The following is a 10,314-nucleotide window of genomic DNA, read 5'->3' as shown; positions in this document are numbered from 1 at the left end:
TAAACATTATATTCCCACCTTTTAAAAATTAGAAAGTGGTGGGATTTTTTTGGCTACCCCACCAATAGCGGGGACAATAAAGGAGGTGGGTTTTGCCCTGTTAAATCAGGCGATTGATAAAAATTTTGCCAAAACATATTCGTTCGGCTCTGCTCTTCAAAAAAGTTTTGTATAACCAATGTTTGATCGGTTTGCATCAATAAAATATGCGTATACGAGGGTAAATGATCGCGATGATCATCTGCGAAAAATGACTTCACATTTTCAGACATCGTATCATTGCTATTCACAGACGTTTTTTCCTGTGAGCAATGTGTCATGACCTGATGGTGTCCGAAATGTTGTGTAGAGACGATTTGACCCGTATTTTCATGCACACAAAATGCCGCTGCAATATTCCATACACTTTGGAATAGCAGTAAGACTGTTAAAATTGTGATGAAGATAGGTTTTTTTTTCAAAAAAACATCGCCAAAATTATATTCAACCCTTCTTATAATATCATCACAGCCCATTGTAAAGAGTGCTTTGTCAACTCCAGTATAAAAAGCACATTTATCTTTTGCATGGTTTAGAACAGATTAAAGACTTTAAAATTTTTCCATGCTGCGTTTAAGTTTGATAAATGCTTAGTACGACTTCGCTTGCGGCATCACAATATGACGTTGTCCAATCTGAAGCTGTTGAAAAGAAATATCATACACTTGTTGTAAAAAAGCCGGATCGCTGACACTTTGTGCTAACGTCGGCTGAATAATTTTTTGATTTTTAATAAAGTAGAAATCATCGGCATATAAAAATGCCAGATTCGGATCATGCATGATACTGATAATGGTATAACCCTGTTCTGATAAATGTTTTAATTTTTCCATCAAATAGACCTGATAATACACATCCAGATGATTGGTCGGTTCATCCAGCAAAATTACTTTTGGATTTTGGGTCAGGATACGGGCAATCATCACCAGTTGCCGTTCACCGCCGGATAATGTGGTGTAATCGCGCTGGGCCAAATGCTCAATTTCCAGATTTTTCAAGGCCTGTTCTGCCAGATCATAATCTTCTGAACTAGGTGCAAAACGATTAAATGCTGCTCGTCCGGTGAGCACCACATCCATGACTTTAAAATTAAATAGACTTTGATGCGATTGTGCCAGAAAACCCAACTGTTTTGCCCGTGCAATGCCCTGATACTGTGTTAAGGCCTTGCCCGATAATAAAATTTCGCCCTGTTGAATCGGATAAATGCCCGCCAGCAAATTAAATAATGTCGATTTACCACTGCCATTACGTCCCAGTAATACAGAAAACCGCTGCGCTGCAAAGTCAATATTAATATCCTGTAAAATGCTTTTTGCAGCATAGGAAAAATTGACATGTTTAACTTGAATAGCGGTCATGTTAGGTCCAGTTGCTGTGATAATGACGAATCAGATATAAAAATAAGGGCGCACCCAGAAACATGGTAAAAATCCCAATTGGAATCTCAAAACTAGATACCGTGCGTGAAATATTGTCAATGATGAGCAAAAATGTTCCACCAAAACAAATGTTGGCAGGGACGGTTTTGGCATTATTGGGACCAATCAACATACGTACAATATGGGGTAAAAAAAGTCCATATAAGCTAATAATACCTGCCACCGCCACAGATGAAGACGTCGCCAGCGTTACAAATAATACGATCAGCAGTTGATCTCGTTTTGGATCAACCCCGACTGCCTGTGCTTCCAGTCCGCCGAGTGCCAATAGATTCATACGCCAGCGCAAGGCATACAAACCGATCAAAGAAACAGTAATCGGAACAAACGACTGTTGTACTTTTTGCCAAGTTGCCTGATGCAAATTCCCCATCGTCCACTGTACAATCGCCTGTAATTTATAGGGATCACTCAGATATTGTACAATGCTTAGACCTGCAATAAATAATCCCGATACAATCATGCCGGACAACAGCACCACAACCACAGAACTTTTTTCATAACGCTGATAAGCAAAACCATAGGTTAAACACACTGCCACAATGCCAAAAAGAAACGCTGAAATCTGTACTGGCAACCCATTAAACAATAAAGCAATCGCTGCACCTAATGCAGCCCCTGAAGAAATACCGAGTACATAGGAATCGACCAGTGGATTACGAAATAATGCCTGTAGCGCATTACCAGAAGATGCCAATGCAGCGCCAACCATAAACGTCAGGAATATTCGCGGCATACGTACATTAAGCATAATATTCCACATCATCTCAATATTCTCTTGCTGAGTCAGACTTAAATGCTCAGTCGAAGCAAAGCAGTAATACACGGCATGCAGGAAATCAACAATGGAAAATTGCTGTGAAGGGCCAATCAATAAGGAAAAAAAGATTAACGGTAAAGGCAGCAAATAGATTAAAGAAAATTTAAATGTATACATAAGCCTCACGGTACTTCCGTTAATTGTGCTAATTGCTGGCCATGTTCGGTACCATAGAACATACTTAATATACGATGTTGATCCTGTTTTGCGCGACTTGCCGCATCATTTTGCCGATACAACCAATGATACAGTTGATTGGCTGCCAATAATATTTTCGGTGTATGCGGATTATATAAAAAACTTGGGGTTAAATTAAAAACCTGTTGTTGCTTAACTGCTTGTAATCCTCGTAATTCTGGCTGTTGATAAATTAAATTTGCATCGGAATTCCACAATAAAATTGCATCAGGGTTCCATTCAATTAAATTTTCAGGATTTACATTCGGCTGATCAATAGCGGCCTGTATAATATTCTCCGCTCCTGCCAGCGTGATCATAGTGTTTGGCATGGAATCTCGACCAGAACTGGAAAAAATCCGACCACCCGACCAAGCATAATAGACGGTTTTTTTGGTGGCAAAATCAGCATCTGTTGCATTTTGAATCGCTGCTAGCTCATTCCGGATAAACTGGTTCAGTTGTACTGCACGCTGTTGTTGCCCGGTCAATGTTCCCAAATCTTGCAACTCTTTTAAGGTTTGTGTCAGATTCTCTGATTGTGCTGCGTACACCGGGATATTCATACTTCTGAGTAATGTAATACTGTCCGGCTGATTGGCATACATCACGACTAGATCAGGTTTTAAACTAATAATACTTTCCAAACTACTGGCGGAGTCCCATTGACTCGGTGTTGCCAGTTTCTTCTCTTTAATGCGAGTATCCAGAATCGAATAGGCCTGATAGAGTGATGTTGAACTATACACTTTGCCGGGAATTGCGATGATCCGTTGTCCTGCATTTAACATATAAAGATCATCCAGACTGGCTTCAAATAAACAGACAATCCTTTGCGCAGGTTGTTTTAACTGCACCAGATCCCCTTGAGCATCGGTAACCTGAATCGCATATTGCTGCTTTAGTTTTTCTTGCGTCGAATGATCACAACCAGACAAGGAAGTGCTAAGTATTAACAGACTAATATATACAGCAGTCGCCAAATATGGCCATTTTTTACAGTGAAGATATGAGTAGACAGAAAATATCATGATCTAGCACAGTATTAAGCAGAGTTTAGACATCACAACAATCCATCAATACAATCTTGTCTATAGGGCTGCATTCTAAATGCAACCCGTCATAAAGTGCAATTTTAACGGGAAATTTTTAATGAAAATTATAAAGCTAGCCTTTATAGCTTGCAGAACTTGAATATGAGTTTTTATTGATCAAACTAAAAAATTGCATTTGTAATCAGTTAAGAAGTTGATTATCTTGTCGCAGCGATTTGAATTGATATTGTTGATGCGCCGTTTTTGTATTGTATTGGGAGTTCTAGCAGTCATATTCCAGAACATGGTGTTCTGGCAAGCCCTGCTTCCCAAAAAAATGCAACAAAATGAAGTTTGCGTGCAAATTATGCATGTGATGGATTACACCAACATGCCATCACAGCATCATATATCTTCAGAAAAATCAACGATAGATCGGTCTATAAAAACTGACAACAAAATGGATTGTCATTTTTGTCAGTTATTTCATTCAAGTTTACCTATTTCTTTTTCTTCTCCCAAAGTGATTGAAAGTAAATTATTGGTCAAACTGATTTTTTTAACCATTTTGGCATATATTTTCTTTTATCTTCAACGCTTATTCCTTAGTCCACAAGGGCGTGGTCCACCACTTATTCCTGTTTTTGCTTAACACTTCAGGGGATTCCCCAGTTTAAACATTCATCAATGACAGAGAATGACCATGTCTAAATTTTTATTACATCCACTTACGTGGAGTATTGTAATGACTCAATTTGCCATCACCACTCATGCCGAAACGACATCTATAAGCATTTCAAATGAGCTAAAACAACTCCCAACATTGATTATCACTGCTGAAAAACAGGATGAAACATTGATTTCATCACAAGCCATGACCCAATTTCAACATGATTTACTGGATGTCCCGTTTACTCAATCACATTTATCCGAAACTGATATCCAAAAGCATAATGTACAAAAAATCAGTGATGCACTAACTATGGTCAGTGGCGTATTTTATCAGGACAGCTATGGCGGCGGTGGCTGGGACAATTATTCATTTCGCGGTTTTAGTACTGATCCGAATATGGGAACAACCAATCTACGCAATGCGCTCAGTGCAATTCCAGGCATTCATATTCCTCGAGATATGGTGAATATTGAGGCCATAGATTTTCTAAAAGGTCCTATGGCTGCACTGTATGGTCAGGGTGCTATAGGAGGTGTAGTTAATATCAGCAATAAACAACCTGAATGGGACAATAAACGCCAATTGAATTTCAGTGTGGGTAGTAATGATCAATATCGTGCAGCGCTGGATACTACAGGTGCAATTAACGATGAAGTCGCCTACCGTTTAGGTATCTCTTATGAAGATCAGCACAGTTTTCGAAACCATGTAAATAATGAAAAATATTTTATTGCACCACAACTAGCCTGGAAAATTTCTGATCGTACTCAACTCAATTTTGATAGTGAAATCGGTGATTATCAATATGTATTTGATCGTGGCATTCCAATGTCTGATGACGGCAAAATCTTAACTAATAAAAAGACTTTTTTAGGTGAACCAAGCGATGGTGATGTAAAAGTGAATGAACAAATGTATCAGTTACGGCTGAATCATGCGTTTAACGACAGTTGGAATAACACAACTGCCCTCAGCTATGCACAAGGACAACGTGAAGGTACATCGACTGAAATTGGCTCTATCAGTGGAGATACTGCCAATAGATTTCGTCGCTATCGTAAATTCGATACCGAAACAAGCCAGTTTCAATCCATCTTGCGTGGGAAGTTTAATAGCGGTCGTATTCAACATGAATTGATCGGCAATATTGAGGCTAACTATTATGTGATTGATCAGATTCAATATCGTAATGCATCAGACAGCAATATGCCGATTAATCTATCTTCGCCTATATATGGAAACATTCTGCCACTAACTCGTTTAACCAAACATTCACAAGAAACACAAAATAATCTTGCCATCAATCTACAAGATCAAGTCTTTATCAATGACCAATGGAATATCTTATTTGGTGGTCGTTTAGACAACATGCAACAAGAAATTAAAGATGACAAAACAGGGATTTCTACGAAAAAAACCTATACGCCATTTAGCCCTCGTCTTGGAATCAATTATCGTGCTACGGATCGATTATCTTTTTATAGCAATTGGGGTAAAGCCTTTGAAATGAATACAGGTTTAAAAGATAGCACGCACACGCTATTTGAACCTGAAAAAACCAAAAGTTGGGAAATCGGCTCCAAATATCAATATGGAAACCAAAATTGGTTAGGCATAACCTATTTTGATATGAACAAAGAGCATTTATTAACTGAGGGTGTTTTTGACAGTTATGTCGATAATGGCAAAGTCAAAAGCCAAGGGATAGAGTTGAATTGGCAATATCAATGGTCTGATGATTTAACTGTTGCAGCAAATTATAGTTATACCGATGCCAAAGTCGTTAAAAGTGAAGCTGATAGTACAGGTGCACGTTTAAAAAATATTCCCAAACATGCCGCCAATTTCAGCGCAGATTATCAATTTGATATCATCGGGCATGCTTCTGGATTAACGGCAAACATCAATTATTATGGTAAGCGCAGTGCAAACTATAAAGATAATGGGACAAGCCTACCTGCCTTTAGCATTGTTAATATTGGCGCCCACATGCAACTTAGTCCACAGTTGAAAGCTCAAATTAATATTCATAATCTATTTGATCGTGATTATTTTGTTGCTAGCTATACCAACTATTGGGTGATGCCGGGTGAGCCACTTAAAGCAACGCTTAGTTTGAGCTTTGATTTCTAATAAAAAATTCATATTAACGTCATGCGTCTTTATGATTCATGACGTTTTGGAGACTAAAAACATCAAAAATCAACTGATATTCTTATCGCAAATGAATAAAATCATGTTGCATTTAAAGGATAAAGCATATGCAACGTTCGCCAGATGGGATCCGTATCTTGATGAATAAGTTTAAACCCCTGTCTTAGCCAAAATGCTTGTGCACCAGGTAAAAATGGATGTGTATGTAAATATAAATTATTAATTTTTCGCTGTCTGGCAATCGTTTTTAGTTCATTCACCAGATATTGGGCTATGCCCATACGCCGATATTGTGGGCTTACATATAATTTTACTAGCTCTACAGTTGCATTAGGCTGAATATTTAAATGCTGAAAACGAAAATCGTAGGCCTTAAATCCAGCGACCGCAACCAATGCTTGTTGTGATCTAATCCGAATAAAACACCCCGATTTGGTCGAGATAAATGTGTCATCAAAATAAAGTAAATCTTCAGGTAATTGACAATGATCCAGCATTGGAAATAATTGCTGCCTGCTGGCTATGACAAAATCAATGATTTCGGGAAATTCCTCAAAATCGTCATCGGATAATATTTTTACATCGAAACTCGCATCCAATGAAAATTTTGAGGTTGTATCCATCTTTGATCAAATACCTTAGAAATAATTAAAATGAATAACTGACACTCAGAAATGCTTCTCGCGGATTTCCCGGCGTCACCCATTCATCTTTCAGACTGGCACTATAATAAGTCTTATTGAAGACATTATTTAAAGTGAATTGACTACGCAATTTTTCATTAATCTGATAATAAGCATTTAAATTAAGCAAAGTATAGGACGGCAATTCAAAACCATCATCTTTGACATTTCCTGAACGATCAGAGACATAGTTTAAATTACCACCCACACCGATCTTTTGTTGACCAGATTGCCACAGATCATACATCGCAAAAAGATTAGCACTATGTTTTGGACTATTCAACAAGCGATCACCCCGCTCGATGCCAACTGCTGGTTCCCCCTTTCTTACCGACGCATCGGTATAGGCATACGCCAGTTTAAGCTTTAGACGATCAATCGGCTCTGCGCTTAGATCAACCTCCACACCTCTACTTAATTGCTCACCTGTGCTGATGTAATCTGATAAGCCAGTTGGATTATCCACCAAAACATTTTTCTTTTTGATATGGAATAAGGAAATCGTCGATTCTATTCGATCGTCAAAGAATTTATTTTTTGTACCAATTTCATAGGTTAAAGCCTTTTCAGGTTGGAATAATTCCGAATTTTCATCCAACCCCGAATTTAGATGGAAAGACTTGCCTGCACTTACAAATACAGACCATTGGTCATTTACTCGATAATTTAATGCAGCTTTTGGACTAAAATGGGTAAAATATTGCGTCCCCTGTTTAGACTTTGCATATTCGTTAAATTTCTGCTGATAATAATCGACACGTCCGCCAAGCAATAATGCCCATTGCGGATTAAATTCAATATAATCACTTAAGCCAAAGGCAATATTATTTTGATCTTCATCGGTATCTAAAACCGTCGTATTAACATCAGGCAAATTCACCCCATATACCGGACGATGGATATTAATCAAATCCATATCTGCCCCACTGGTCTTACGATAGCGTTCTAGTCTATTCAGAATATTCAAATGGCTTAATTCGGTGGTAATGGCCACCTTATGCAAAAGATTAGCCGTTGAAAATTGACCGATTAAATCATGATTCAACAAATAACTACGGGTGGTATTATCCCGATAACGACGTTCGCGGTTAAGATCACCCTGATCATTGATCAGTTTATAGGCTTCGGTTGAAAATCCCTGCAAAGTATTATGCTTATAATTGAGTGTGACTTCACTTTTCCAGTCATCATTCCACTGGTGTTTAAGTCGTAATTGTTGTAGATAATCTTCCATATCAATCAAGCCATCTGCTTGTTCACCTAAGAAACGATGATTGGGAATTTTACCCAGTTGTTGATTTACTGCCAGTACACCACGATCAAAGCGGCTATTAACCTGTGTATATTCACTATCATAATCAATTTGAGTCTGATCATTTGGTTGCCATGTCAATTGCGGTGCCACAAATAAGCGATCATGTTTGACAAAATCCCGAAAGCTATGCTTATTTTCATACGCCACACCTAAACGATACGCTACTGTATCGGTAATGGCATTGGTCGAATCGAAAGCAGCACGATATTGATCATAAGAACCCGCACTCAAATCAACTCGATGCTCAGGTGAAAACTGCGGCTTTTTGGTGACAATATTGATTGTACCGCCCGGATCACCTGCCCCATATAAAGCAGCTTCGGGACCTTTTAGAAATTCTAGACGGTCAATATTGACCATATCATGGGCGGCATTCATGCCAAGATAAGCATTTACACCGTTTCTAAGCACACTTGCTCCCACAGTCTGATCTGTATTAAAACCACGAATGGCGTAATTATCCCATAAACCTGCCATGGGATTAAGTGCTGATACACCACTGACCAATTTAGTCACATCGGTAATACGCTGTGCATGATTATCCTGCAAAATGTCTTGCCCCAATACTTGGACGTTTTGCGGTGTTTGTAAAGGGTCCAATTCAAATTTGGTTGCAGCCGTTGTTTGATTTACGGTGTCGGTGGCCGTGATGACGATAGTAGGTAAAGCTTTTATCTCTTTATTTTGCTCTGCTTCAATTGTTTCGGCATTGGCAGCCGGCGTGGCTGTCAAAAGACCCATCGAACTGAATAAAATAAAAGGTACTTTCATGAAATAATGGCCTTAAATAAATCAAATGTTATAACGTAACATTTTATTCATCCCAATGGATAAAGCAACTGAATATAAGCAGATTTACAATGCAAACTGGATATTGTTAAATAAATGGTTAATTTTAGATCTCTTGGTGTTGTTTTTTCATTTACTGAATAAACTACTTAACTAGATATGATCAGGAGACGACTCTAAACTTAGACTTATTCAATCCAAGAGGATATGTAAAAACAACTAGAGTAGATATAACACTTTATCTTTAAATGAATTGTGCGATAGGAAAAGCTAAAGCACAATGATGATAATATTATGCTTTAGCTTGATCCATAGCTTAACATCACTACCAAATCTAGCCTCATAAAAATTAAGTAAAATTCACTATAATTCAATCAAATTTTGAACAAACCGATTAAACTGCTCAGGCTGCTCGATATTGGAGATATGTGATGCGGCAATTTCTAACAAAGTTGCATCTGCAATCTGCTGCTGCATATATTCACCATCGATAACTGTGGTTACAGGATCCTGTGTTCCTACCACAATCATTACTGGGATACCAATGTCCTTCAGCTGTGCCCTAAGATCTGCCTTGGCCAAAGCCTCACAACAATTGGCATAACCTGCGGCGCTGCCAGCTTCCAAGTCATTGGCTAAACGCTGTACCACGCCTGCATTGCTCTGAATAAAAGACTCAGTAAACCAGCGTAATGCCGCGGTGGAGGCAATCGGATGCAACCCCTGTTCACGCACCAGTGCGGCACGATCTTGCCATGCCTGTTGCTGCCCGATCTTTGCAGCGGTATTACAGACCATCACACGGTAAAAACGTTCTGGATGTTGGATGGCAAGCCACTGACCTGTCAATCCACCCATCGAAATGCCGCAGAAAAAAGCTTTTTCTATCTTTAAATAATCCAGTAGATCGACTACATCCTGTCCCAAATCTGCAAGCGTATAGGGAGGATTTGGTGTCGAAGATGCACCATGACCACGTGTATCATAACAAATGATAAAATAATCCTGTTGTAACACGTCATATTGCGACTGCCACATACGGTAATTGGTCCCAAGCGAATTGGAGAAAATCAGCGCAGGCTTGGCAGGATCGCCAAAAGTTTCATAATTCAATGCAACATTTTTTAATTGTGCAATTGGCATAGTCTTGTATCCTTTAAATCTTAAACTGAAGCAACATGATCGACA

9 protein-coding genes are annotated in these 10,314 nt (G+C 38.7%); 2 read left to right on the top strand and 7 right to left on the bottom strand.

What is annotated here, in order from left to right; translation table 11 throughout:
- Positions 1–53: 53 nt before the first annotated feature.
- From CRO21_RS17225 to CRO21_RS17210, 4 genes are all read right to left on the bottom strand, one after another.
- Complete coding sequence (locus CRO21_RS17225) at positions 54–461, bottom strand: cation efflux protein, CzcI-like (RefSeq protein ID WP_141398148.1); 408 nt, start codon at positions 459–461, stop codon at positions 54–56.
- A gap of 168 nt (positions 462–629) precedes the next feature.
- A complete protein-coding gene (locus tag CRO21_RS17220; protein WP_097080530.1) occupies positions 630–1,400 on the bottom strand; it encodes an ABC transporter ATP-binding protein in 771 nt (256 codons plus the stop codon).
- Between the two features lies 1 nt (position 1,401).
- Positions 1,402–2,418, bottom strand: coding sequence for a FecCD family ABC transporter permease (locus CRO21_RS17215; protein WP_097080529.1), 1,017 nt, complete (start codon positions 2,416–2,418; stop codon positions 1,402–1,404).
- A 5-nt stretch (positions 2,419–2,423) separates the two neighbouring features.
- Complete coding sequence (locus tag CRO21_RS17210) at positions 2,424–3,461, bottom strand: ABC transporter substrate-binding protein (protein WP_228150496.1); 1,038 nt, start codon at positions 3,459–3,461, stop codon at positions 2,424–2,426.
- 304 nt (positions 3,462–3,765) lie between these two features.
- Between CRO21_RS17210 and CRO21_RS17205 the strand changes: the two genes are divergently transcribed.
- Complete coding sequence (locus tag CRO21_RS17205) at positions 3,766–4,164, top strand: DUF2946 domain-containing protein (protein WP_141398147.1); 399 nt, start codon at positions 3,766–3,768, stop codon at positions 4,162–4,164.
- Between the two features lie 51 nt (positions 4,165–4,215).
- Positions 4,216–6,318, top strand: a complete 2,103-nt coding sequence (locus tag CRO21_RS17200) for a TonB-dependent receptor (protein WP_097080533.1) — start codon at positions 4,216–4,218, stop codon at positions 6,316–6,318.
- A gap of 101 nt (positions 6,319–6,419) precedes the next feature.
- Here the strand turns inward: CRO21_RS17200 and CRO21_RS17195 are convergent, their stop codons facing one another.
- The 3 genes from CRO21_RS17195 to pcaD all read right to left on the bottom strand — a co-directional run bounded on the left by CRO21_RS17195 (position 6,420) and on the right by pcaD (position 10,269).
- On the bottom strand, positions 6,420–6,962 hold the full coding sequence (locus CRO21_RS17195; protein ID WP_097080526.1) for a GNAT family N-acetyltransferase: 543 nt from the start codon (positions 6,960–6,962) through the stop codon (positions 6,420–6,422).
- Between the two features lie 25 nt (positions 6,963–6,987).
- On the bottom strand, positions 6,988–9,108 hold the full coding sequence (locus CRO21_RS17190; protein WP_228150495.1) for a TonB-dependent siderophore receptor: 2,121 nt from the start codon (positions 9,106–9,108) through the stop codon (positions 6,988–6,990).
- 381 nt (positions 9,109–9,489) lie between these two features.
- On the bottom strand, positions 9,490–10,269 hold the full coding sequence (pcaD, locus tag CRO21_RS17185) for a 3-oxoadipate enol-lactonase (RefSeq protein ID WP_097080525.1): 780 nt from the start codon (positions 10,267–10,269) through the stop codon (positions 9,490–9,492).
- Between the last annotated feature and the right edge of the window lie 45 nt (positions 10,270–10,314).

It is taken from the genome of Acinetobacter puyangensis, assembly GCF_900096995.1.
GTDB lineage: Bacteria > Pseudomonadota > Gammaproteobacteria > Pseudomonadales > Moraxellaceae > Acinetobacter > Acinetobacter puyangensis.
Note: the sequence above shows the minus strand (reverse complement) of the source record. Positions and strands in the feature narration are given on the sequence as shown.

Excerpts from the sequence above, each read along its gene's own strand:
- CRO21_RS17220 (WP_097080530.1), bottom strand. The coding sequence starts at position 1,400 with ATGACCGCTATTCAAGTTAAACATGTCAATTTTTCCTATGCTGCAAAA.
- CRO21_RS17215 (WP_097080529.1), bottom strand. The coding sequence starts at position 2,418 with ATGTATACATTTAAATTTTCTTTAATCTATTTGCTGCCTTTACCGTTA.
- CRO21_RS17205 (WP_141398147.1), top strand. The coding sequence starts at position 3,766 with ATGCGCCGTTTTTGTATTGTATTGGGAGTTCTAGCAGTCATATTCCAG.
- CRO21_RS17200 (WP_097080533.1), top strand. The coding sequence starts at position 4,216 with ATGTCTAAATTTTTATTACATCCACTTACGTGGAGTATTGTAATGACT.
- CRO21_RS17195 (WP_097080526.1), bottom strand. The coding sequence starts at position 6,962 with ATGGATACAACCTCAAAATTTTCATTGGATGCGAGTTTCGATGTAAAA.
- CRO21_RS17190 (WP_228150495.1), bottom strand. The coding sequence starts at position 9,108 with ATGAAAGTACCTTTTATTTTATTCAGTTCGATGGGTCTTTTGACAGCC.
- pcaD (WP_097080525.1), bottom strand. The coding sequence starts at position 10,269 with ATGCCAATTGCACAATTAAAAAATGTTGCATTGAATTATGAAACTTTT.